Source organism: Thalassospira profundimaris WP0211 (assembly GCF_000300275.1).
Classification (GTDB): Bacteria; Pseudomonadota; Alphaproteobacteria; order Rhodospirillales; family Thalassospiraceae; genus Thalassospira; species Thalassospira profundimaris.
Genome location: NZ_AMRN01000002.1, coordinates 1 through 22,616, shown reverse-complemented (window position 1 = coordinate 22,616; position 22,616 = coordinate 1). Strand labels below are relative to the sequence as shown.

The window sequence follows — 22,616 nt, the reverse complement described above, 5'->3', positions numbered from 1 at the left end:
AGACTGCGGATCACGATGACCGATCAAAACGCCACTGACCAGAAAAACGCAAACTCCCTTTGGGGCGGCCGCTTCGAAGCAGGCCCGTCAGCCATCATGGAAGAAATCAACGCTTCCATCGGTTTTGACAAACGCCTTTACGCCCAGGACATTCAGGGCTCGAAGGCCCACTGCGCCATGCTGGTCAAGCAGAACATCATTCCTGCTGAAGATGGCGAAAAGATCACCAACGGTCTAGACCAGATTCTTCAAGAAATCGAGAGCGGCGCCTTCAAATTCTCCGCCGCTCTTGAAGACATCCACATGAATGTCGAAAGCCGCCTGCGCGAATTGATCGGCCCGGCCGCTGGTCGCCTGCATACTGCGCGCTCGCGCAATGATCAGGTCGCGACCGACTTCAAACTCTGGGTCCGTGACGTTGCACTTGGCGATCTTGAGGTCGGCCTCAAAGGCCTTCAGGAAGCCCTGATTGCGCAGGCTGAAACCCATGCTGAAACCATCATGCCGGGCTTCACCCACCTTCAGGCCGCCCAGCCGGTCACGTTCGGCCATCATCTTCTGGCCTATGTCGAAATGTTTGGCCGTGATCGCGGGCGCGTTGCCGATTGCCGCACGCGCATTAACGAAAACCCGCTGGGCTCCGCCGCCCTGGCTGGCACACCATACCCGATTGATCGTCACATGACGGCAAGTGCGCTGGGCTTTGATCGCCCGACGGCGAACTCGCTCGATGCGGTATCGGATCGTGACTTTGCGCTTGAATACCTCAATGCCGCATCGATTGCTGCCATGCATCTGTCTCGTCTGGCCGAAGAAATGGTCATCTGGTGTTCGGCCCAGTTCCGCTTTATCGGCATGTCTGACAAGTTTTCGACCGGCTCTTCAATCATGCCGCAAAAACGCAACCCGGATGCGGCGGAACTGATCCGCTCGAAAATCGGGCGTATTGTTGGCTGCTATAACGGCTTGATGCTGTCGATGAAGGGCCTGCCGCTCGCCTATTCCAAGGACATGCAGGAAGACAAGGAACCCGTCTTCCAGGCCCATGACCATCTTGGTCTGTGTGTTGCCGCCATGACCGGCATGATCGCCGACATGAAGGTCTTTGCCGATAATATGCGTGCCGCTGCCGGTGCGGGTTACACCACCGCCACCGACCTTGCCGACTGGCTGGTTGCCGAACTTGGCATGCCGTTCCGTGATGCGCATCACGTTGTTGGCGCGACCGTGAAACTGGCCGAAACCAAGGGCTGCGATCTTGACCAGCTGTCGCTTGAAGACCTGCAAGGCATCGAACCCAAAATCACCAATGCGGTTTATGATGTGCTGACAGTCGAGGCATCGGTTGCCGCCCGCCAAAGCTTTGGCGGCACCGCCCCGGTCCGGGTCAAGGAATCCGTTGCCGCGGCAAAGGAAAGGTTCCTCAAATGAACAGCAACCTGTTGAAACGCAGCACCGTTGTTGCGCTTGCCGTCATGTTGGGGCTTTCAGTTGCGGCCTGTGGCAAAAAAGGCCCGCTCGAACCGCCGACCGACAAAGGTTACGAATATCCAAGGGATTACCCGGCCCAATGAACCATTTTGAATATATCAACGGCGAACTGTACGCCGAAGGCGTCTCGATCCGGGAAATGGCTGACAAGGTCGGAACCCCGTTCTTCTGCTATTCGACCGCGACCCTGGAACGCCATTACAAGGTCTATGCCGACGCATTTGACGGGCTTGATGCCACCGTGTGCTTTGCCGTTAAGGCAAACTCCAATCAGGCGGTCTTGAAAACACTCGCCAATCTTGGGGCGGGTGCTGACGTTGTTTCGGTTGGTGAAATGCGCCGTGCGCTTCGTGCGGGCATGCCCCCGGCAAAGATCATCTTTTCCGGGGTTGGCAAGGCCGATGCCGAAATGCGCGAAGCCCTTGACGCCGACATTGCCCAGATCAATGTCGAAAGCATCCCCGAACTGGTTGAGCTTAACCGTGTTGCCATCGACATGGGTAAAAAGGCGCGCATTGCGTTGCGTGTTAATCCGCATGTCGATGCCAAAACCCACGAAAAGATCGCCACCGGCAAGGCTGAAAACAAATTCGGCATCGACTGGACCCGCGCGATCGAGGTTTACCGTGAAGCCGCCGCCATGGATGGTATCGAGGTCACCGGGATCGCCATGCATATCGGCTCCCAGCTGACCGATCTGGCCCCGTTCCGCGAGGCGTTTACGCGTCTGGCCGGGCTGGTCGAACAGCTGCGATCTGAGGGTATCGATATCCGCAATCTCGATCTTGGTGGCGGGCTTGGCATTGCCTATCAGGGTGAAACACCGCCGCTTCCCGATGCCTATGGTCAGATGGTGCGCGAAACCGTCGGCCATCTTGGCTGTCACATCACGCTCGAACCGGGTCGTTTGATTGCCGGCAATGCCGGGATCATGGTGTCGCGCGTCATGTATATCAAAGACGGCGAAGCAAAACGCTTTGTCATTCTTGATGCCGCGATGAACGACCTGATCCGCCCGACACTTTATGGCGCCTATCACGAAATCATCCCGGTCGATGAACAGACTGACGGTGACAAGCAGGTCAAGGTTGATGTGGTCGGCCCGGTTTGCGAAACCGGTGACACCTTTGGCAAGGACCGCGACCTTCCCGATGATCTCAAGGCTGGCGATCTGGTCGCCGTCATGTCAGCGGGGGCCTATGGCGCGGTCATGTCATCGACCTACAACACCCGTGCGCTGACACCTGAAGTGCTGGTCAAGGGCAACAACTTTGCCATCGTCCGCCCGCGTCAGGAAATTGACGATCTGATCAACATGGATCAGGTCCCCTCCTGGCTCAGCAACGCATAAGACCGGCATTCCGTTTCGGTTTTTAACGCTTTCGGGGCGGCTGGCCATTTGTCAGCCGCCCTTTTATTTTGCCCAATCCCGTCGAATTGCTTGACCCGCCCTGCCAAAAGACCAAGCTTTAAAGAAGCGGGTTGTGCCAGAATGCCGGATACAACGCGCAATATGTCGGCAAGCAGGGCTCAAAGGCATGTCGTTGATACCACCCTATCCCAAGATGGAACGCCATGTGCGCAAGACGCGCTTGGTGATGGTGTGGGAATCTGTCTGGCCCTGTCTGATCCCGGCGCTTTCGATCGGGCTTTTGATCGTTGGTCTGACCCTGACCGGAACGTTTGAACTTCTCCCCGCGACCGGGCACATCATGTTGCTGTCCGTCCTGTCGGTCGCGGTCATGGTTGCCGTGGTCGCCCCGTGGCGCAATTTCAAAATGCCGACGCGCCGCGACATCCTGCACCGGATCGAGGTGGACAACCAGCTTGATAACAACCCGCTGCAAAGCCTTGAAGATCACGTCCCAGAAACCGACGACCCACTGACCAGCTACCTCTGGCAGCGTCAACTGGGCCTGCATGAAGCCGCACTGGCAAAGCTCCGGCTGTCGCGCCCCCTGCCCGCCATCACCCGGGTCGACCGCTTTGGCCTGACCGCCATTCCTGTGTTGCTGGTGTTTGTCGGCCTGATGACCGGCCTTGAACATGCCGAGGAACGCTTTTCAAAGGCCTTCAGCCCGCTTCAGCGCCTTGGTGCGGCCGACTTCAGCGCCACCCTTTGGGTCACCCCACCGGCCTATACCGGGCAAATACCGCGCATCTTGCAGTTCAGTGCCCTGTCCAATGCCGATGCCACAGGTGCTCGCCAATCCGAAAACACAGGTAATACGACCTCTGACAAGACCAGTGACGTCATCACTGTTCAGGTCCCGGCGGGATCGACCCTTGATGGCAGCATCACAAGCATCTGGGAACCGACCCTGACCACCCCGACCGGCGCGCAATCCTTTACCGAGGGGGCCGAGAACAGCTATGTGCTGTCCACCGCAATCGACCAGCCCGGCCAATGGCGCATATCGGTCTGGGGCAATGATCGCCTGACCCTTGATATCGAATTGCTGGCCGATAATGTGCCAAGCCTTTCCTTCGTCAGCCCGCCGACCATCACCCGGCGCGATCACGTGCGCCTTGATTACGTCGCCAGCGATGATTATGGCCTCGCCAGTCTTGATCTGGTGATCACGCCCGCGGCCGAGGACGGCATGATCAAACAATATGGCCCGATTGATCAGGTGGTAATTGATCTCAAGGGCGATGCGGCTGGCGTTACAAGCAGTGCCGGCGCCATGCCGACCCGCATCGAAGGCCCGCGTTTTATTGATCTTGTCGCCCATCCCTGGGCGGGCTTGCCGGTCAATATCCAGATGGTATCAAACGATAATGCCGATCAGCGTGGTGAAAGCGATATCCGTTCCCTGATGTTGCCCGAACGGGAATTCAGCCATCCGGTGGCGCAAAAGCTGATTGATATCCGGCGCGGTTTGCTGCGCTATCCCGACCGCGCACTTGAAATGCATCAGGCCCTGCTGCCGATCCTGTTCGCCCCGCAGGCCTTTAACGGCCATCTCGGTGTGTTCCTGACCCTTTCGGTGGCCGAAAGCCGGCTGGCGTCCAACCTGCAAAACCGCGCCACCCATCAGGATGTCGCAGGCCTTCTGTGGCATGTCGCCGAGGAGATCGAACGGGGTTCCTACGGCATTGCCGAACGCAACCTGATGGAGGCCGAGGAACGCCTGCTTGAGGCCCTTGCCAACCCCGATGTCACCGAAAGCGAAATCGCCCGCCTGATTGAAGAATATCGTCAGGCGCTGAATGAATATCTTGCCGCCATGATGCGCGAAAGCCCCGAACAGGCCAACGAAGAACTCCCGCCCGGCAGTGCAACGCTTGAGCAACAGGACCTGTCACGCATCATCGATCAGATCGATGCCCTGATGCGCGCCGGTGCGCGTGACCAGGCCCGCCAGTTGATCGATCGTCTGCGCGAACTGGTCGAAAACATGCAGGTCACCACCGGTCAGGGCGGCATGGATATCACATCGACGCTCCGCGAAATGCTGGATGGGATGCGTGATCTGTCGCGCCGTCAGCAGGACCTGATGAATGAAGGCGATAATGCATCCACCCAGAACGGCAATGGTCCGCGTGCAAACCAGCAACAGGGTCTTGCCGACGATGCCGGTGAAATCCTCAACGATCCCGGTCTTGGCCAGTTTGGCGATGTCAGCGGCATGAATTCGGTGATTGATGCCATGCGCGGGGCGGCAGAGGCACTTGGCAACAACCGGTCGCACGAGGCCCTGCAATATCAGCGACAAGCCATGGATGCCCTGCAACAGGGCATTGGCGAAATCAGCCGCGCGCTGGAAGGCTTAAGCCAACTCGCCCCGATGCTCGAAGACTTCGAAGGGTCCGGGCGCCGTGATCCGCTGGGCCGGCCCGTCGGTGGCGATGGCACCACCACCATCCCGGATGTGAACACGCTCGAACGGGCCTGGCGCATCTTGCAGGAACTCCGCCGCCGGTCCGGCGATCCTGAACGCCCGGAAATCGAACAGGAATATATTGACCGCTTGCTCAAACGGTTCTGAGTGGTCACTGAAACCCCCAAAACAAGAAAGGCAGCACGCGTTGTGCTGCCTTTCTCATAATCAGGATGTTTGCGCGAACCGCTTAGGGCTCAACCGCCTCGCGCGGGTCAAGGAAGGTGACGTGCAGGCGGGTTGCCGTCGGGTTCGGACGCCGGATCTTGGTTTCGACTTCCATGCTTTCGCCAACCGGCAACATCTGTTGCACCATCGGCATTTCCGCACCGGACTGAACCAGCGATTCATCATAAATCAGCGGCACCTTCTTGCGCTGTACCACACGATCAAGCGGATCAAGAAGCTCGATCAGAAGGTAAGGAAGCGCGCGCGGTTCTTCGCTGATATTGACGATCTCGGCCCGAACAACAAGAACGTCAACGCCGTCCTCTTCTTCGCGGGTCGGCGGCAATTCGCGGATATCAAGGCCTTCGCCGACATGCGGCACATCAAGCCCCACCATGTCATAGACCTTGGCAATCGGCGGCCAAAGTTCGATGATCTGATCCTTGGCGAAATAGCCACCCGCACCAATCCCGCCCAACACCAGCAGGAAGATGATCCAGCCAACGATGCCCTTTTTCTTTTTGGGCTCCGGCTTTGGATTGTTGCGAATCAGCTGCTGGGGAATCGGGGGCGGATCGGGGATCTTGTCGGCCTCTTCAAAGCCCGGATCAACCGGCCCGCCGCCCATCTGATCTGCATTGAAATCAGCACCCAGCGACCCTTCTTCATTGAACGGGGCCGGAATATCATTTTCCGGGGCCGGGGCTGGCTTCTTTGCGCCAGGCGGGTCCTGATACCAGCTATTGCCGCAGCTTTTACAGCGCACGGTTCGGCCTTTCGGACCGATTGCTTCTGTTTTAACTGAGTATTTCTTTGAACACTCTGGGCAAGTAATGATCATTGCAAACCTGGCATATCGATGACGGCGGCATCAAACACGGGGGAAGGCGTGAAACTGTCTGCGACTGACGGTCCCCCTGTGCCGTCAGTGAAGCCTTACACTATATGTAAATAGCGGCGATTTAACAGACTGTTAAGCAGAGATAACAGAAGCTGCCCGGATTTGGGTATCAAACCTCTGGCTGATCGGGCTGTTAATGGTATCCAAAATAGACGACAAACCGTCCAAACCGGTTAATTCATTTTCGATATCGTCACGACAAGGCTACTTTCCAACCCTGTCGGATCATGACGAAAGCCGATATAAACACCGATGTATCAACCGTCATTCGCCCAGATGGAGCAAGAATTTTGACCGACGTTGTCAGTTTCAGGAATGTCGGAGTCCGGTATGAATCCGGGCCGGAAATCCTGCGCGACCTTAATTTTACGCTCGGTCGCGGCAGTTTTCATTTCCTGACCGGGGCATCGGGGGCGGGCAAGTCGACATTGATGCGACTTTTATTTTTGGCCTTGCGCCAGACACGCGGCGAAATTTCGATCTTTGGCCGCGATAATATCCGCATCCCGCGCGAAGAACTGCCGGCGATTCGCCGCAAGATCGGCGTGGTGTTTCAGGATTTCCGGCTGATCAACCATCTGACGACCTTTGAAAACGTCGCACTGCCGCTGCGTGTTGCCGGTGTCGAAGACCTGCAGATTCGCAAAAACGTCACCGAACTTCTCGAATGGGTCGGGCTTGGCGATCATATCAACGCAGTGCCATCGCGCCTGTCGGGCGGGCAGCAACAACGCGTTGCCATTGCACGCGCCGTCATTGGCCGCCCTGCCCTGCTTCTGGCCGATGAGCCGACCGGGAACGTTGATGACCGAATCGCCATGCGATTGCTCTATCTGTTTGAAGAGCTCAACAAACTCGGTACCACCGTTCTGATCGCAACCCACAATCGACAACTTGTCCGGCGGTTTGGCCATACCCAATGGCTGCTCGAAGGTGGTACCTTGCACGACGTCACCAACAGCGGCTGAAACCCGACACATCAAGTCCAAACTTCGTAAACACGGGATCAACAGGACCAACACACGATCATGGCATTTCGCGCACCTCCATCGCACCTCCCTCTTGAAAGCGATTCGTCCTCGCGCTTTTTGCCGAGCATCGTTGCCCTGATGGTTGCGCTCCTGACCTTTTCCATCGTCGGGCTGGCCGCCCTGCATGACAGTGTCGGCCAATGGTCCGGCCAGATCGAAGGCAGCCTGTCGATCCAGGTCCCCCCGACCGAACTTGCCAACCGATCCCCCGCCGAACGTGAAGCCGCCCTGCAAGGCACGGTCGATAGCATCATCGAACAGGTGTCCACCCTGCCCGGCATCGCCCGGATCGAGGAACTTAGCCCCGATACCATGGCCGCCCTGCTTGAACCCTGGCTGGGCCCGGATGAAGTCATCAGCGAGCTTCCCATTCCGCGCATTATCGAAGTCACGCCTGAAACCGGGTTTAACTTTGATGCGCTTGAAAGCCGCCTTGGCGTCATCGCGCCCGAAGCCGTGCTTGATGATCATCGCATCTGGATCGAACGCATTGCCGATGTCGCCTTTTCGGTTGAACTGGCATTGGCCCTTTTGATTGTCGTGCTGTTTGGCGCGACCATGCTCTCGGTGGTGTTTGCCACCAGATCAGGCCTTTCGATCCATCATCGCATCATTGAATTGCTGCATCTGATTGGCGCACAGGATGGCTATATCGCCAGTCAGTTCGGCCGCCATAACCGACGCCTTGCCTTCTTTGGCGCACTGATCGGTCTTTTGATTGCGCTGCCGGTTTCGGCCCTGATTGGTTGGCTTGGATTGCGGGCGGGCTGGCCGGTGCCGTCACTGGTTCTTAGCCCGACCTTTATTGGCCTGATCGTCGCCATTCCGTTTATTGTCGCATTGGTGGCGGGCATCACCGCCAACCGAACTGTGCTTCGTGTCCTACACCGGATGTTGTAACCCGCTCACGGTCTTCGTATAGTCGGTTTTTACCACTTCCCTTTTGGGATCATGGCCTTGGCCCTCTTTGTCCCCTCAGGGGGCAAAACTCATTCACATAAACGACCCGGCAACTGATATGAGAGAAAAAGCAAGGAAAAGACCGCAGAGCGGGGTGACCCCCGGTCAAGGGATTTGACGCAGAGGCTTTCTCTCATATCAGTTGTCCTTCGGATCACCCGGATTTGCACGGGCTATTTTGTCGCAAAATCTTGAAAGATATTAATCTTCCTGCGATTTTGCTCTGCATATCCGTACAAATCCGGGCGACCGGACGATTATGTGAATGAGTTTTGCCCCCTGGAGATCCGAATTCATGCCAGACCGCCGCTATTCAGGCACGCCTTCATGAACAAGCCCCCGCTGAGTGTGCAACATCGCCGCCGGTTCCGGCGGTTTCGTTTTTTGCTTTCCACACTGATTTTCTGCGCGCTGGTCTGGGCGGCGGGCTTCATCTGGTATGTCGACTATATCCCCAAAACGGTTGAAAACACGACCCAACGCACCGACGCCATTGTCGTTCTGACGGGCGGCAGCGAACGTCTGTCCGAAGGCCGCCGTCTTCTGGTACGCGGCCTTGCCGACAAACTGTTCATATCGGGTGTCTATCGCGGGGTTGAAGTCGACGAACTTCTGTCGGTCGGCAAATCCGATCCGCGACTGATCGCCTGTTGTGTTGTTCTGGGCCATGTCGCCGAAAACACGCGCGGCAATGCGATTGAAACCGCTGTCTGGATGTATGAGGAAGGTTTCAAAAGCCTGCGCATCGTGACGGCCAATTACCACATGCCTCGATCCCTTCTGGAATTCAAAAGCCTGATGCCCGATGTTGAAATCGTCGCACATCCGGTCTTTCCCGATAACGTCAAGGTCGACAATTGGTGGCGCTTCCCCGGCAGCAGCGCCCTGATCGCCAGTGAATACAACAAATACGTCTTTGCCAGCCTGCGCAACGCGTTGCTCAACTGGTTGCCAAACGGTGACCGCGCCGCACTGCGCAGCCCCGGTGGTCCTGCGAAGGATGCACCAGACCTTGATGACTATTCCGCCTCAAACGCGGCGCGCAAGGATGGCTGAACAATCGGCATTTTCTGATCGTCATATTGCTGTTACAAAACAGTGAATATTTAAGGTCAGGACCATGGCTGTAAGGAATTTGTCTGAATGATTACCCTGCGCGCGTTACTGTTTAACGTGTTGTTTTTCGGTGGAACGGCGCTTTTGTGCATTGTTCTGTTGCCGCTGATGCTGTTTGGGCGCAAGGCCAACCAGTTCGTCGGCCATGCCTGGTGTCGCCTCATTCAGTTCATGCTTCGCTACTCGGTGGGCATGCGCAAACGCTTCACCGGTCTGGAAAATCTGCCAGACGGTCCGTGCATCATTGTCGCCAAACATCAGTCCGCCTGGGAAACCCTGACCTTCCATACGGTGGTTCCTGATCCGGCCTATATCCTGAAAAAGGAACTCACCCGCATTCCGCTCGTCGGGCAGTTCCTGATCCTGTCAGGCCAGATTGCCGTTGATCGGTCGGCGGGCAGTCAGGCCCTCAAAGACATGATCAAGGGTGCTGCCAAGGCGCTTGAGGAAAACCGTCAGGTGATCATTTTCCCCGAAGGCACACGTACCCCGCCGGGCTCAAATCGTCCTTATCACCCCGGGATTTTCGCGCTTTATAAGGCCTTCCCGGATACCAAGGTTATTCCGGTCGCCCTTAATTCCGGCATGTTCTGGGGCCGCGACAGCTTTATGAAATATGGCGGTCGGGTCACCATGGAATTCTTGCCGGCCATGGAACCGGGCCTTGATCGCAAGACCTTCATGAAGGAAATCAAGCACCGCATCGATACCCGCACGCGCGAGCTTGAGGCCGAGGCACAAACAGAATTCCGCCTGCCGACGCTCACCACCGATGATATCGAAGCCAAGGTGGACGACACTGACAGCGTGGATCAAAAAAGCGCGTCTTAACTCTGCCAATTGCAGATATTAAACCAACGGCCGACGTGCAATTCGCACCTCGGCCTTTTTCATGGTGGACTGCATTCCATTTCAAATCCGGCGCAACTTCAGCTACCAAGCATCATCAATTTCTGGATGCGTGCAGGCAGATATCGATAAAAGCGCGCAATGGTGCAGGGGCCGACCGGCTGGGATAATAAAGACGCGGACCCTCCATTTCCGGCCAACATTCAGGCAGGACAGGTACAAGGGTTCCAGCCGCGAAGTCTTCTTCCAGCCAGTTGCGGAAAGTATGGATGATCCCCACTCCCGCGTGGGCAAAACGAAGACCCGTATCAAGTGCAGCAACGCTTAGTACCAGAACATTGGATGGCTCCACCTGAACCGATCCTTGTGCGCTCATAATATCCCACGATAATAATGGGCCCCCATCAAGGCGATAGCGGATCGCATCATGATGTATCAAGTCTTCCGCTGTGTCAGGCATCCCGCGCGCTTCCAGATACGCCGGGGCCGCGGCCAACGCCATCTGTTGGCGACGCGGACCAATCGGAATAGAAATCATGTCCTGTTCCAGAACGCTGCCATAACGAATCCCGGCGTCACAGCCCTCCGCAACGATATCGACAAGATCGCTCTCCACGACGATTTCAACCTCTACGGCTGGATGGCGCACACGATATTCGGCAATCAGCGCAGGAAGAATGTCGCGCATGACCGCACCGGGTACGTTCAGCTTCAACCGTCCCTGAACCTGACCACCGAGGGCCTTCACCTCGTTACAGGCCGCATCCAGTCCCGAAAGCAATGGATCGACACGATCCACAAGCACTTTGCCCGCATCGGTCAGATGCAGGCTGCGTGTCGTACGGCGCAAAACAGGAATGCCCAATTGCTCCTCAATCCGCGAGACCGTCGTACTGACATTCGAGGCGGCCATACCAAGCCGTCGGCCAGCAGCACGAAAGCCACCTTCGCGCACAACCGCAACCAGAACAGCAAGATCATCCGCAGAAACACCGTTCTTCATAGAGAACAACCTGTTCAGAATTTACCCACTTAATTCGATAATCCAGAACAATCATCCTGTCGATGACGAATACAATTAACGCCCGGTGGCGTGACAAGATGATTGGAGATCAAACAATGTTCATCGTAACAGGGGCCTCGGGGAAACTCGGCAGCCTTATCGTCGAAGCACTAAAGCGCCTCGTTCCAGCCCATCAAATCAGTTTGAGCGTGCGCAACCCCGAAAAGCTTCCTGAACGGCTAGCCGCGGGCGTTCGTGTCAGGCGGGGCGACTACAACGATACCGACAGTCTCCGCCATGCTTGGGCGGGGGCCAAACGACTATTGTTGGTGTCATCCAATGCCAGGGCAAGTGGCGACAATCCGCTCGATCAGCATGAAAAAGCAATTTCAGTGGCAAAGGAAATCGGCATCGAACGTGTGTTCTATACCAGTCAGGTATCAAGCAACCCACTCTCTCATTTCCCGCCGGGCCGTGATCACGCCGCGACTGAGGCGATGCTAGCGGACTCCGGCCTGGCATGGACTTCAATGCGCCACGGCTTTTACGCCGACAGTATTCTGAGCATGCATGAACATGGTTTTGCCACTGGCACGCTGACTGGCCCCGAGGATGGCAAGGTTGCCTGGGTAACCCACGAAGATCTGGCAGAGGCTGATGCACGGCTGCTAAGCGGGCATGAAACCATCGAAGGCATCACACCGCCCCTCACCGGAAATCACGCCCTTGACCTTGCAGATCTGGCACAGATGGCAAGCGCGGTCACAGGCAGAACCATCGAACGTCAGATTATCGGTGAAGATATGATGCTCGAAAGCCTGCACCGCGCAGGACTCTCAGGAAACGTGCTTGAAATCATTATCGGTTACTACCGTGCGGCCAAGGCTGGTGAATTCGAAACCGTCGACCCAACACTTAGTCGCATACTGGGGCGTGATCCGCGCCAGATACCCGATTTCCTTAGCGAAAAAATGCCGCGCACCTGATCCCACAAATGTTCGCATTCAGGTCGGCTTTGCCACCCGCCTTTTACGTGTCACAAGCCAGATACCCGACACGTTCAAAACAATCCCCGCCAGATGATAAAGATGCAGCGCCTCACCCAGAAACGCGATGGCAAGGCCGCTTGAACAGACCGGGATCAGATACATGAACACGCCCGCCTTGGCCGGCCCCACCAGCGACACGCCCCTGTTCCAGAACATGTATCCCAGAAACGCCGGCCCCGCCCCGATATAGAAAATCTTGAGCATATCGGGCCACACCGGATCAAGGCTGGTAAAGAACGGCTTTCCATCGACCACCAGCGCCCAGACATAAAGCGGCGTTAAGAAACACAAACCGATAAGAGCCGACACAAACACCAGGCTCAGCGGATGCACACCCTTGGGCGCGCGTTTCAAAAACATCGAATAGGCCGCCCAGACCATGGCCGACATCATCGCCAGCACATCGCCCAGAACGAAATCCATTCTGGCAAAGACCGATGGGTCGCCCTTGGCGATGATGGTCGCGGTTCCGGCCCCGGCCACCAGCACGCCCAGCCATTGACCAAGCCGTGGTTTGTCTGCCGTCAAAAGGGCTGCAAACAACAGAACCCAGATCGGTGTCGTCGCGTTCAGAAGGCCGGTATTGACCGCCGTGGTGTTATAGGCCGCCAGATAAATCACCACCGAAAACAGGAACACACCGGTAAAGCCGATCAGGAACATCGACAATTTGTGGTCCGCCATGATTTTCAGATCGCGACGCAGATATTTAAAGCAGAACGGCAACAGCAAACAGATCGCAACGATCCAGCGCCAGAATGAAAGTGCCTCGAACGGGACCGTTTCATTGATGCCGCGCGCCACAACGTGGTTTGAGCCCCACATCAACGAACAGGCCACCAACATCAAATAGGCCATCGTCAGTGGCGTCTGCGACCCGGTCTGGATGGCAGAAACAGTCGTTACGTTTGACTGGCTCATCAGATTCCCGCCCCCATATTGATCTCGCCATATTCGCGCCGCACCAGATCCATCAGATCGTGCAGGGGCGGATCAATGATGCCCATTTCATCAAGATGGCGCACCGTGTTTTCCAGATATTCAAGGTTCGGCCCGACATTGCCATGGGCCGCAACAATGATTTCAACCGCGGTGCGCACCGGTAGGTTGCCGGCATATTGTTCATGGGTCGGATCGGCGACATAGGTGTGCGCAATAACCTTGCGCCCGTCTGCAAGCTCAACCTCGACATCGGCCGGGATATAGGTGTTGGTCACAAGTTCGCGCTCATCAAGATAGGCTTTCACCTTTGACCAGTTTTCCTCAGCAATGAGAAACGCGTTGCCCACACATTCCCCGCCTTTGTTCAGGCCAAGAACCAGCCCCGGGTTTTCCGGCGTGCCGCGATAATGATGGGAATAGATACAAAACGACCGGTGATAGCCGGGCAGCAACGCACGTGCGCACTCGACAAATTCAAAGCCTGGCCGCCACAACAGCGACCCGTATCCAAACACCCATTTTTCGCGCGCGTCGCTCACGCATTCCTCCGCTAACTAGCTTTCTGATCTCTTAGAATTACGCGAAACTAACGCTTCATGATCACCAATGCCACCCCAAGGGCGGCAATTGCAAACCCGGCAAAGCCAAGCACGCCAAGTTGCTCGTCAAACAGAAGCCAGGCAAAGAACGCGGCAGTCGGTGGCACAAGGTAGAACATACTGGCCACACGGGTGGCTTCGCCCTGCTTGATCAGAACCATCAACAGCATGATCGCCCCGATGGATAAAACCAGCACCAGCCAAGCCATCGCCAGAATGAAGTCCATGCTCCATTCAACATGCAGCGGCTCCTTGAACAGCGCGACAACGCCGACAAACACACTGGCAGCAACATATTGAACGACTGTACCGCTCATCAGTTCCATGCCGGTGCAAAAACGTTTCTGATAAAGGGTGCCCGCAGTCATGCCAAACAGCGCAAAAACCGCAAGTCCGATGCCAAATGGGGTAATTCCGACACCATCGCCAATCTTGGGCAGCAAAACCAGCGCCACCCCGATCAGGCCCAGGATCAACCCGCCCCATTGCCGCATCGAAACCCGTTCGCCCAAAATGGACCCCACGACCGATGCGGTCACAACCGGCTGCAAGCCAACGATCAATGCGGCAAGCCCGGCCGGCAACCCGGTATCAATCGCCCAGAACACCCCGCCCAGATACACCCCATGCACCAACACCCCGGTGGTGCCGATATGTGCGGCCTCACGCCATGTTTTTGGCCATTTCGCGCCCATCAGGAAGATCACCGGGATCATCAGGATCAGGACGATGACAAATCGGACAAAAAGGAAAACGAACGGATCTGCGTATGGCAGGCCAAACTTGGCACCGACAAAGCCCGTGCTCCACAGGAACACGAACACAAATGGCATGATCCGGGCGAACGCCGGATGATTGGTGGCAGACATTTCATTCCCCTAAGGTCGGTCCGTAAAGCGTGGTGGGGCTGCTTGATGGACCGCACAGGATGACCGACAGAATGCCGGTCACTCCCAAATTACTCAGCAGGCTTTTTCTTGCTCTTTTCGTCGCTTTTGCGGTCTTCGCCTTCGGCCGAGAAATTGGCGAAATACTGACCGGCATCAACAATGCCGCGGCGAATTTCACGGGTGCGCGAAAACAGCTCAAACAGCTTGTCGCCCTCGCCCCAGCGAATGGCGCGTTGCAAGGCCATCAAGTCTTCCTGAAAACGTCCCAGCACATCGAGAACGGCTTCGCGGTTGTTCAGGAACACGTCCCGCCACATGGTCGGATCAGACGCAGCAATACGGGTAAAATCACGGAAACCGGTTGCCGAAAACTTGATCACTTCCTGACGCAGTGCGTCCTCAAGATCAGTTGCCGTTCCGACAATCGTGTAGGCAATCAGGTGCGGCAGATGCGATGTGATGCCAAGGATACGGTCGTGATGATCGGCATCCATGCATTCAACATACATCCCGCAGGCTTCCCAAAGGGCTTTGACCTTGGCAATCGCAGCCTCGTTTTCGCCCGGGATCGGGGTCAGGATGCACCAGCGCTCCTCAAACAGTTCCGGAAAACCGGAATCCGGGCCGGAATGTTCCGTACCGGCAAGGGGGTGACCGGGTACGAAATGCACACCCTCATCCAGATGCGGGGCAATATCGCGGATGACCGATTGTTTGACCGACCCGACGTCGGAAACAATCGCGCCTTTTTTCAATGCACCGGTCAATTGCGCCCCAATGGCTTCGTTGGCGCCGACCGGGGCACAGACCATGACCAGATCTGCATCACCAACCGCCTGCTTGATGTCGCAATAGGCCTCATCGGCAATGCCAAGTTCAAGCACCCGGTCACGGGTCGCTTCTGATCGGACCGCGCAGGTGATTTTGTTGGCAAGGCCGTCACGCTTGATGCGACGGGCCATGGACGAGCCGATCAGGCCCATGCCGATAAAGGCGACAGTTTCAAACAGCGGTTGGGATGCAGTATTGGTCATTTTATGCGTTCACAAAGTCTTTGATGGTCTGCAGGCAGATTTCCATTTCTTCCTTCGTACCGATAGAAATACGAAGCATCTGCGGCAGGCCATAGGCACCGATTTTGCGTGGGATCACGCCACGGGCCATCATGAAATCATTGGCAGCATCGGCGTTCTTGCCTTCTTCTGCCGGGAATTCAACGAGAACGAAGTTGCCATAGCTCGGATGTGCCTTAAGGCCCGAAATCGCGTTCACCTCGTCACGGAACCACGAAAGCGTTTCGGCATTGTGGCGCACGCACTCATTGACGAAGTCGTCGTCATCAAGGGCGGCGGCACCAGCTTCCTGTGTCGGCAGCGGCACGTTGAACGGGTTGCGCAGGCGTTGCAGCACATCGGCAATCGCCGGCGGCGCATAGCACCAACCCAGACGGATGCCACCAAGACCATAGATCTTGGAAAATGTGCGGGTCATCACGGTGTTGTTGCCTGCTTTCACAAGCTCTTCACCGGCCGAATAATCTTCCTGACCGGTCATGAACTCGGCATAGGCCGCATCCACCACCAGAACGATGTCTTCACGCAGACCATCGCGCAGGCGCTTCATTTCCGCATCCGAAATATAGGTGCCGGTCGGGTTGTTCGGGTTGGCAACAAACACGATCTTGGTTTTGTCCGTCACCGCCGCCAGCAGCGCATCAACATCGGTCGTCATGTTGGTTTCAGGCGCGGTTACCGGCGTTGCACCAACACCCATGGTCGCAATCGGATACATCAAAAAGCCGTGCTGCGAATATAGCACTTCATCGCCCGGACCTGCATAGGCACGGATCAGAAGCGTCAGAAGTTCATCAGAACCGTTGCCGCAAATAAGCTGATCAAATTCCAGACCGTATTTTTCCGCCAGCTTGTGACGCAGAACGTCGCAACCGCCATCCGGATAACGATGCAAACGGGTTGCCGTGTTACGCAGGGCTTCCATGGCCTTGGGGCTCGGGCCAAGTGCGCCCTCGTTCGAAGACAATTTGATCACGCGCTGAGCACTGTCAGCACTGGATTTACCGCCTTTATACGGCGCGATATCAAGAATTCCGGGGCGTGGGGTGGGCGCAGACATCAGGTATATTCTCCCTGGGGAAATTGCAGCCAGTCGCGGCTGCCAAGCATGTTTAACTCAGTGCGTCTTCGGCAAGCGGCACGGCATAGGCCCCAACAACCCGCAAACTTTCGGGGCGAAGGCCTTGCGCGTCCAGTGTGCTCTGAAACGCATTGGTGCGATTACAAAAGAATCCCGGCACATCAACAAGCACAAAACGCCGATCCGTCGCCTCATCGTCAGAAAAGCCAAGGATTACCGACCCGTCGATGCCATCCGCAATTTTTTTGCGCACGGTATCCATCGAAATCTCTTTTGACAGGCTGACCACAAACAGAGTCCGGTCATCACCGCTGTCTTCAAGTTCAATCGCTGCCAGAACGAAACCCTCGGTATCTTCGCCGCGTCCAACCGGGCGACCGCCAAAGGGCAGCTTTGAAACCACACGCACCGGGCTTTGTTCGCTCAGATGGACCCACCATGGCTGGGCCTCGCCCAGTTGCGGTTTGGGGAAAACACCAACTGCTGCCCGCCCGTCTTCAACGGCATTGAACGCTTCGCGCGGGGTATCAAATTCAATGATTTCGTTCAGGCACCCGAAATTCAAACGCGCCAGTTCCCAGCAATCCAGCCCGTCAGCATTGCGGCCAAGTGCCACTGTGTACGGCGCTTCAAGGCGCGTTCCGGCCGCGATCATTTCGCGCCAGATCTGGATCAGGGCGGTTTTGGGAAAGGCCCCTTCATGACGTTCAACAAGCGTGCGCATGATGCGGGCTTCACGGGCCGGGCGATAGGGCACCTTGACCTTGCCACCCGCCGCGATCATCCGGTCCTTGTAGGCCCCGACGGCCTGCACAACCTTTGTCCGGCGAATGATCAGCGACTGCAAAGCCTGATCGATCTCGTCGATCTCTCCGCGCAGCTCATTCAGGTCAAGATTTGCCAAATTTTTATCGTCAGACGCCATAATCTACTCTTCTTTTGAACGGCGCACAGTATTAGGACAGGGCCGCAGAAATGCAAAGAAAAGATTGACTAAATCCCAGTGTATTCCTAGCTAGGACAGGTCGCCTGCTGTCACGTTGCAGGAAAGTCAGACCTTGTTGACAAGGATAACACCACTTCAGGGGATACCGTTTTACATGTCCACCGCGACTAACACCGAAAAGCGCCCCCCACTTCCAGGTCACCACATGGTACTTGGCGAAACGGAAAAGCTGCGCCTTGATAGCGGTGTGGAATTTGGTCCCTTCACCCTGGCCTATCAGACCTACGGCGAACTTAATGCCGATAAATCCAACGCGATTCTGGTCTGCCATGCCCTGACGGGTGATCAATATGTTGCCGATGACGTCCATCCGATCACCGGCAAGGAAGGCTGGTGGTCCGAAATCGTCGGCCCCGGCAAGATCATTGATACCAACAAGTATTTCGTCATCTGCAGCAACGTGATCGGCGGCTGTCTTGGCAGTACCGGGCCCAAGGAAATCAATCCGGCAACCGGCAAGCCATGGGGTCTTGATTTCCCGGTGATCACCATTGCCGATATGGTACGCGCCCAGACCATGCTGATTGACGCGCTTGGCATCGACATGCTGTTTGCCGTTATCGGTGGCTCGATGGGCGGCATGCAGGTTCTTGAATGGTGCAAAAGCTATCCCGAACGGGTTTATGCCGCGGCCCCGATTGCGACCTCTTTCCGTCACTCGGCGCAAAATATTGCCTTCCACGAAGTCGGGCGTCAGGCCGTCATGGCCGACCCGGACTGGTGCGGGGGCAATTACCTGCTCGAAGGCAAGAAACCGTCACGCGGATTGGCTGTGGCGCGCATGACTGCGCACATCACCTATCTGTCGCAACCGGCCCTTCACCGCAAATTCGGCCGCAAGCTGCAAAACCGTGGTGCGATCACCTATAGCTTCGATCAGGATTTCCAGGTCGAAAGCTATCTGCGCCATCAGGGCAAAAGCTTCGTCGATCGCTTTGATGCCAACAGCTATCTCTATATCACCCGGGCGATGGATTATTTCGATCTGTCGCTTGAATATGACGGGCGGTTGGCCGAGGCGTTTCAGGGCTGCAAAACCCGGTTCTGCGTCATTTCGTTTTCCAGCGACTGGTGCTTTACCACCGCCGAAAGCCGGATTGTCGCCCATGCGCTCAATGCCGCATCGTGCAATGTCAGCTGCGTCGAGATCGAAAGCGACAAGGGCCATGATGCGTTCCTGCTTGATGAACCCGATTTCCACATGGTGCTAAGTGGCTTCATCGAAGGTGCCGCCGAAGGCCGGGGGCTGAAATAATCATGAATGAGACTTTGAACCCAAACAGCGCAGCAAACGTTGCGCATAGCGACCGCATCCGTATCGACCTGCAACTGATTGCCGACATGATCGAACCGGGCACACGCGTACTTGATATCGGCTGTGGCGACGGCGAACTTCTGGGCTACCTCACCCGCACCAAAAAGGTTGATGGGCGGGGCCTTGAGCTGTCCAACGAAGGGGTGCGCAACTGTGTCGCACAGGGACTTCCGGTGATGCAGGGCGATGCGGACCGCGATCTTCGCGATTACCCGGACGGGGCGTTTGATTACGCCATCCTCAGCCAGACCTTGCAGGCAACCCAGCGCCCGAAAGAGGTGCTGTCGGAATTGCTGCGCATTGGTACCAAGGCGATTGTGTCCTTTCCGAATTTCGGCCATTGGCGCGCACGGTTTGATTTGATGTTCCGGGGCCGGATGCCGCAGAACCCCAACCTTCCGATCATGTGGTACGAAACGCCAAACATCCATTTTTGCACGGTTTTGGACTTCGTTGCGCTGTGTAAGGAAATGGATTTGACGATCGAACGGTCGATGGTTCTCAATGAAGCGGGCTCGAAGCTCAGCCTCGGCAGCCAGACCCGATTTTCCAACTTTTTGGGCAATCAGGCACTTTTCATGCTCAGCAAATAATCAGATCGATTATTCGTTTTCATTGAACAATCACCCCTGCCCGATCACAAACTGATCGCGTCCCCGTCTGAAATCTGATGCCCGATCGGGCAAAATCATCAGACGGGGCCGATATGACCAATTCAATCCTCATACAATTTGTTCGACGTAGCATTCTGATCGGTGCGATCACCCTGCTTGCGGCCTGTTCGCAGAAGGCCGAGACGCTGAAACTTTCGGTCACCCAGTTTGGCAGCGCGACCGAGCAGGCGTTCGATCACTATGACGCGGCATACAGCACGCAATTTGCCCCCTTCCCGAAATCCGACACGGCAAAGCGCAGCGCGTTTGTCACCAACATCACCGATTTCACCGGCACGATCACGCCGGCCAATATCGATACCTTGCTTGATCCCGATGCGGTGAAAATCGACCCAAACGTCACACGCCAGTGGCAGGATACGCTGAAGGGCCTGCGCAGCCAGTATCAGCAGTTTGTTGCGATTTTCGATAATATCGAAGCCGGATCGGCATTCGGCGCATCGGCGGTCACAGAATCCGGGCCCATATTGGAAAAACTGCGCGCGCAGCTTGCCACCATCAGCGAAGAATTCGCGCGCACCCCGCCGCAATTCCTGACCCGGCGCAGCACCCTGATTGCCGAACTGAACCTGATCCGCACCAAGGATCACAACAACCCCGAGGCCGAAAGCCTTCTGATCGAGGCCTGGTGGCAGCAATGGAACAGCCTGATCGCCGCCGAACGCGCGATGCAGACCGATACCCTGCGCGCCTTTGTCACGGCCTCAGCCCTTGGCAACAGGCTTCAGGAACAGATCGATAACTATGCCAAGCTTGATGTCGGATCGCTGATTACCGCAGTCGAAGACGGCATCAAACTTTCGAGCCAGATCGGCAAGCTGAGCCCAGCCGAACTCGTCACCCAAGGCACCGGCCTGCTTGAAACCGCCACCAACTAGAAAAAAGGGAGATTTCACAATGAGCCAGACACTCGGTGCCCTGATTGCCGATGCGCAGGAAGCCTATGCCACAGCGGCTGTGACCTATCAGGGGGCAACGATTGACCAGAAGGTCAAATCCAAACCGGCGCTTGACAAGGCCGCCAGCCAACTGGTCGCCCTTCAGGCCAAGCAGCTTGATGAAGCCAGGAAAGTCGATGCCGAGGATGAAGCGGCGATGAAGCAATTGCGTCAGCAGGTCAACAATGCCGCGACCTTGCAAACCGGGTTGATGACCCTGGTTGCGGTGCTGACGAAATTTATCTGACGCGCTTTGGGGTTACTTCCACCGTCATTTCCAGCGGTCGGCATCGGCATCATCAGATGCCTTTGCCGTCACCCACTTGTCACCACCATCCGGGGTTTCTTCGCGTTTCCAGAACGGTGCGCGGGTTTTGAGGAAATCCATAATGAAGTCGCAGGCCTCGAACGCGGCACGGCGATGCGCCGAGAGCACGATCACCAGAACGATGCGTTCGCCGGGCAACATGCGGCCAAAGCGATGAATGATGCGGATATCATCAAGCGGCCAGCGATTGGCGGCCTCACCGGCGATCTTTTCCAGTTCGCGTTCGGTCATGCCCGGATAGTGATCAAGGGTCAGGGCTGAGACATTTTCGCCACCGTGGATATCACGCACCAGCCCGACAAAACTGACCGCAGCCCCGATATCGGTACGCCCATCGGTCAGGGCCGCAAGCTCGGCCCCGGGATCAAAATCATTTTGCTGAACAGAAACGCGTGACATGGTCGCCGTCCCGGTTTGCCGGATTACACAAATTAATCGAGATGTTTCAGGCCGGTGCGCAGATAGATATAGCCGGTCTGAACCGTGACGATCCCGGCAATCCACAGCAGGATATCGCCAATCAGGATCGACGGAATCAGATCAGGCGACGCATCACCGACCAGAAGGAAGCCGATGGCGAGAATCTGGGCCGTGGTTTTCCATTTGGCAAGGACCGTGACCGGCAAGGGCACTTTAATCTCGGCCAGATGTTCGCGCAGGCCCGACACCATGATTTCCCGGCACATGATGATCACCGCAGGCAATACCGCCAAACCAGAAATGCGTTCAAACGCCACCATCATCATCAATGCGGCCGCCACCAGAAGCTTGTCGGCAATCGGATCAAGGAACCGACCAAGTGGGGAGACCACATTCATCGAGCGCGCCAGATAACCGTCAAAGAAATCGGTCACCCCGGCAAAGGCAAACAGCGCAAAGCCGATCCAGTTCCCGACAGGACCATTGATGTAAAACGACGCAATCAGCGCCGGGATTACGAATATGCGCGACATGGTCAGCAGATTGGGAATCTGGTTCTTCATAAACGGGGCCTGTTTGACGGATTTTACGGCAATGACATCAAGGCCCTGATGCGCAAACGCCCAAGGCCGCGCAATTATTAAAGACTTGAAGCACATACCACAAGGGGCGTGTTGATGACGGATTAGCGTCACAACACGGCCCGTGCGATTTATCAACTCATCGCGTCGGCGCGATTATTCTGCCGCCGCCCCTGCCTCGGCCGGATGGACGGACTTGCCGCGTCCGATGCTGAGCGCCTGATAGAGGATGATGGCAGCCAAGGTCGCGGTGCCGATCCCGCCCATGGCGAAGCCACCGAAATTCACCGTGAAGTCGCCCGCGCCAAAGATCAGCG

General features: G+C 56.5%; 23 protein-coding genes. 13 read left to right on the top strand and 10 right to left on the bottom strand.

Features of this window, described 5'->3' with window-relative positions:
- The first annotated feature begins 15 nt into the window (after nucleotides 1-15).
- From argH to TH2_RS04210, 4 genes are all read left to right on the top strand, one after another.
- The gene (gene argH, locus TH2_RS04220; RefSeq protein ID WP_008889160.1) at nucleotides 16-1,431 is read left to right on the top strand and encodes an argininosuccinate lyase; all 1,416 of its coding nucleotides are present in this window, start codon (nucleotides 16-18) and stop codon (nucleotides 1,429-1,431) included.
- Nucleotides 1,428-1,574, top strand: coding sequence for an LPS translocon maturation chaperone LptM (lptM, locus tag TH2_RS21465; RefSeq protein ID WP_008889159.1), 147 nt, complete (start codon nucleotides 1,428-1,430; stop codon nucleotides 1,572-1,574). The genes argH and lptM overlap by 4 nt, the downstream gene beginning before the upstream one ends.
- The gene (lysA, locus tag TH2_RS04215) at nucleotides 1,571-2,842 is read left to right on the top strand and encodes a diaminopimelate decarboxylase (protein ID WP_008889158.1); all 1,272 of its coding nucleotides are present in this window, start codon (nucleotides 1,571-1,573) and stop codon (nucleotides 2,840-2,842) included. Before lptM ends, lysA begins: the two co-directional genes overlap by 4 nt.
- Nucleotides 2,843-3,029: 187 nt before the next feature.
- Nucleotides 3,030-5,483, top strand: a complete 2,454-nt coding sequence (locus TH2_RS04210) for a DUF4175 domain-containing protein (protein WP_008889157.1) — start codon at nucleotides 3,030-3,032, stop codon at nucleotides 5,481-5,483.
- Nucleotides 5,484-5,565: 82 nt separating this feature from the next.
- Here TH2_RS04210 and TH2_RS04205 read toward each other — a convergent pair whose 3' ends face one another.
- Nucleotides 5,566-6,384: a DUF3426 domain-containing protein gene (locus TH2_RS04205; protein ID WP_081579268.1), complete on the bottom strand. Its 819-nt coding sequence runs from the start codon at nucleotides 6,382-6,384 to the stop codon at nucleotides 5,566-5,568.
- Nucleotides 6,385-6,734: 350 nt separating this feature from the next.
- Here TH2_RS04205 and ftsE point away from each other — a divergent pair, with 350 nt between their 5' ends.
- From ftsE to TH2_RS04185, 4 genes are all read left to right on the top strand, one after another.
- Nucleotides 6,735-7,412: a cell division ATP-binding protein FtsE gene (gene ftsE / locus TH2_RS04200; RefSeq protein WP_008889155.1), complete on the top strand. Its 678-nt coding sequence runs from the start codon at nucleotides 6,735-6,737 to the stop codon at nucleotides 7,410-7,412.
- A 60-nt stretch (nucleotides 7,413-7,472) separates the two neighbouring features.
- A complete protein-coding gene (locus TH2_RS04195; protein WP_008889154.1) occupies nucleotides 7,473-8,375 on the top strand; it encodes a cell division protein FtsX in 903 nt (300 codons plus the stop codon).
- Between the two features lie 387 nt (nucleotides 8,376-8,762).
- Entirely contained in the window at nucleotides 8,763-9,491 is a 729-nt protein-coding gene (locus tag TH2_RS04190; protein ID WP_008889153.1) for a YdcF family protein, read from the top strand.
- Nucleotides 9,492-9,578: 87 nt separating this feature from the next.
- Nucleotides 9,579-10,382 carry a lysophospholipid acyltransferase family protein gene (locus TH2_RS04185; RefSeq protein ID WP_008889152.1) on the top strand — a complete coding sequence of 268 codons (804 nt, stop codon included), beginning with the start codon at nucleotides 9,579-9,581 and terminating at the stop codon, nucleotides 10,380-10,382.
- A 115-nt stretch (nucleotides 10,383-10,497) separates the two neighbouring features.
- On the opposite strand, the gene TH2_RS04180 is transcribed toward TH2_RS04185, so the two are convergent.
- Nucleotides 10,498-11,403, bottom strand: a complete 906-nt coding sequence (locus TH2_RS04180; protein ID WP_008889151.1) for a LysR family transcriptional regulator — start codon at nucleotides 11,401-11,403, stop codon at nucleotides 10,498-10,500.
- 116 nt (nucleotides 11,404-11,519) lie between these two features.
- On the opposite strand from TH2_RS04180, the gene TH2_RS04175 reads away from it, so the two are divergent.
- Nucleotides 11,520-12,389 carry an NmrA family NAD(P)-binding protein gene (locus tag TH2_RS04175; protein WP_008889150.1) on the top strand — a complete coding sequence of 290 codons (870 nt, stop codon included), beginning with the start codon at nucleotides 11,520-11,522 and terminating at the stop codon, nucleotides 12,387-12,389.
- A gap of 18 nt (nucleotides 12,390-12,407) precedes the next feature.
- On the opposite strand, the gene TH2_RS04170 is transcribed toward TH2_RS04175, so the two are convergent.
- The 6 genes from TH2_RS04170 to TH2_RS04145 form a co-directional block, all read right to left on the bottom strand.
- Nucleotides 12,408-13,373 (bottom strand): DMT family transporter, encoded by a 966-nt coding sequence (locus TH2_RS04170; RefSeq protein ID WP_008889149.1) that lies wholly within the window; start codon nucleotides 13,371-13,373, stop codon nucleotides 12,408-12,410.
- Nucleotides 13,373-13,933, bottom strand: coding sequence for a gamma-glutamylcyclotransferase (locus TH2_RS04165; protein ID WP_008889148.1), 561 nt, complete (start codon nucleotides 13,931-13,933; stop codon nucleotides 13,373-13,375). The genes TH2_RS04170 and TH2_RS04165 overlap by 1 nt, the downstream gene beginning before the upstream one ends.
- Before the next feature lie 47 nt (nucleotides 13,934-13,980).
- Entirely contained in the window at nucleotides 13,981-14,862 is an 882-nt protein-coding gene (locus TH2_RS04160) for a DMT family transporter (protein ID WP_008889147.1), read from the bottom strand.
- Nucleotides 14,863-14,951: 89 nt separating this feature from the next.
- Entirely contained in the window at nucleotides 14,952-15,917 is a 966-nt protein-coding gene (locus TH2_RS04155) for a prephenate/arogenate dehydrogenase family protein (RefSeq protein ID WP_008889146.1), read from the bottom strand.
- Between the two features lies 1 nt (nucleotide 15,918).
- Nucleotides 15,919-17,016: a histidinol-phosphate transaminase gene (gene hisC / locus TH2_RS04150; RefSeq protein WP_008889145.1), complete on the bottom strand. Its 1,098-nt coding sequence runs from the start codon at nucleotides 17,014-17,016 to the stop codon at nucleotides 15,919-15,921.
- A gap of 52 nt (nucleotides 17,017-17,068) precedes the next feature.
- Nucleotides 17,069-17,941 (bottom strand): chorismate mutase, encoded by an 873-nt coding sequence (locus TH2_RS04145; RefSeq protein WP_231959620.1) that lies wholly within the window; start codon nucleotides 17,939-17,941, stop codon nucleotides 17,069-17,071.
- Between the two features lie 196 nt (nucleotides 17,942-18,137).
- Between TH2_RS04145 and metX the strand changes: the two genes are divergently transcribed.
- The 4 genes from metX (at nucleotide 18,138) to TH2_RS04125 (ending at nucleotide 21,217) form a co-directional block, all read left to right on the top strand.
- Nucleotides 18,138-19,298: a homoserine O-acetyltransferase MetX gene (metX, locus tag TH2_RS04140; protein WP_040822680.1), complete on the top strand. Its 1,161-nt coding sequence runs from the start codon at nucleotides 18,138-18,140 to the stop codon at nucleotides 19,296-19,298.
- Nucleotides 19,299-19,300: 2 nt separating this feature from the next.
- A complete protein-coding gene (gene metW / locus TH2_RS04135) occupies nucleotides 19,301-19,951 on the top strand; it encodes a methionine biosynthesis protein MetW (protein ID WP_008889142.1) in 651 nt (216 codons plus the stop codon).
- 113 nt (nucleotides 19,952-20,064) lie between these two features.
- Entirely contained in the window at nucleotides 20,065-20,910 is an 846-nt protein-coding gene (locus TH2_RS04130) for a hypothetical protein (protein WP_157193849.1), read from the top strand.
- Nucleotides 20,911-20,929: 19 nt separating this feature from the next.
- The gene (locus TH2_RS04125; protein ID WP_008889140.1) at nucleotides 20,930-21,217 is read left to right on the top strand and encodes a hypothetical protein; all 288 of its coding nucleotides are present in this window, start codon (nucleotides 20,930-20,932) and stop codon (nucleotides 21,215-21,217) included.
- 24 nt (nucleotides 21,218-21,241) lie between these two features.
- On the opposite strand, the gene moaE is transcribed toward TH2_RS04125, so the two are convergent.
- Nucleotides 21,242-21,697 carry a molybdopterin synthase catalytic subunit MoaE gene (gene moaE / locus TH2_RS04120; RefSeq protein ID WP_008889139.1) on the bottom strand — a complete coding sequence of 152 codons (456 nt, stop codon included), beginning with the start codon at nucleotides 21,695-21,697 and terminating at the stop codon, nucleotides 21,242-21,244.
- Between the two features lie 32 nt (nucleotides 21,698-21,729).
- The gene (gene pgsA, locus TH2_RS04115; protein WP_040822814.1) at nucleotides 21,730-22,281 is read right to left on the bottom strand and encodes a CDP-diacylglycerol--glycerol-3-phosphate 3-phosphatidyltransferase; all 552 of its coding nucleotides are present in this window, start codon (nucleotides 22,279-22,281) and stop codon (nucleotides 21,730-21,732) included.
- Between the last annotated feature and the right edge of the window lie 335 nt (nucleotides 22,282-22,616).

Excerpts from the sequence above, each read along its gene's own strand:
- argH (WP_008889160.1), top strand. The coding sequence starts at position 16 with ATGACCGATCAAAACGCCACTGACCAGAAAAACGCAAACTCCCTTTGG.
- lptM (WP_008889159.1), top strand. The coding sequence starts at position 1,428 with ATGAACAGCAACCTGTTGAAACGCAGCACCGTTGTTGCGCTTGCCGTC.
- lysA (WP_008889158.1), top strand. The coding sequence starts at position 1,571 with ATGAACCATTTTGAATATATCAACGGCGAACTGTACGCCGAAGGCGTC.
- TH2_RS04210 (WP_008889157.1), top strand. The coding sequence starts at position 3,030 with ATGTCGTTGATACCACCCTATCCCAAGATGGAACGCCATGTGCGCAAG.
- TH2_RS04205 (WP_081579268.1), bottom strand. The coding sequence starts at position 6,384 with ATGATCATTACTTGCCCAGAGTGTTCAAAGAAATACTCAGTTAAAACA.
- TH2_RS04195 (WP_008889154.1), top strand. The coding sequence starts at position 7,473 with ATGGCATTTCGCGCACCTCCATCGCACCTCCCTCTTGAAAGCGATTCG.
- TH2_RS04190 (WP_008889153.1), top strand. The coding sequence starts at position 8,763 with ATGAACAAGCCCCCGCTGAGTGTGCAACATCGCCGCCGGTTCCGGCGG.
- TH2_RS04185 (WP_008889152.1), top strand. The coding sequence starts at position 9,579 with ATGATTACCCTGCGCGCGTTACTGTTTAACGTGTTGTTTTTCGGTGGA.
- TH2_RS04180 (WP_008889151.1), bottom strand. The coding sequence starts at position 11,403 with ATGAAGAACGGTGTTTCTGCGGATGATCTTGCTGTTCTGGTTGCGGTT.
- TH2_RS04175 (WP_008889150.1), top strand. The coding sequence starts at position 11,520 with ATGTTCATCGTAACAGGGGCCTCGGGGAAACTCGGCAGCCTTATCGTC.
- TH2_RS04170 (WP_008889149.1), bottom strand. The coding sequence starts at position 13,373 with ATGAGCCAGTCAAACGTAACGACTGTTTCTGCCATCCAGACCGGGTCG.
- TH2_RS04160 (WP_008889147.1), bottom strand. The coding sequence starts at position 14,862 with ATGTCTGCCACCAATCATCCGGCGTTCGCCCGGATCATGCCATTTGTG.
- TH2_RS04155 (WP_008889146.1), bottom strand. The coding sequence starts at position 15,917 with ATGACCAATACTGCATCCCAACCGCTGTTTGAAACTGTCGCCTTTATC.
- hisC (WP_008889145.1), bottom strand. The coding sequence starts at position 17,016 with ATGTCTGCGCCCACCCCACGCCCCGGAATTCTTGATATCGCGCCGTAT.
- metX (WP_040822680.1), top strand. The coding sequence starts at position 18,138 with ATGTCCACCGCGACTAACACCGAAAAGCGCCCCCCACTTCCAGGTCAC.
- metW (WP_008889142.1), top strand. The coding sequence starts at position 19,301 with ATGAATGAGACTTTGAACCCAAACAGCGCAGCAAACGTTGCGCATAGC.
- TH2_RS04130 (WP_157193849.1), top strand. The coding sequence starts at position 20,065 with ATGACCAATTCAATCCTCATACAATTTGTTCGACGTAGCATTCTGATC.
- TH2_RS04125 (WP_008889140.1), top strand. The coding sequence starts at position 20,930 with ATGAGCCAGACACTCGGTGCCCTGATTGCCGATGCGCAGGAAGCCTAT.
- moaE (WP_008889139.1), bottom strand. The coding sequence starts at position 21,697 with ATGTCACGCGTTTCTGTTCAGCAAAATGATTTTGATCCCGGGGCCGAG.
- pgsA (WP_040822814.1), bottom strand. The coding sequence starts at position 22,281 with ATGAAGAACCAGATTCCCAATCTGCTGACCATGTCGCGCATATTCGTA.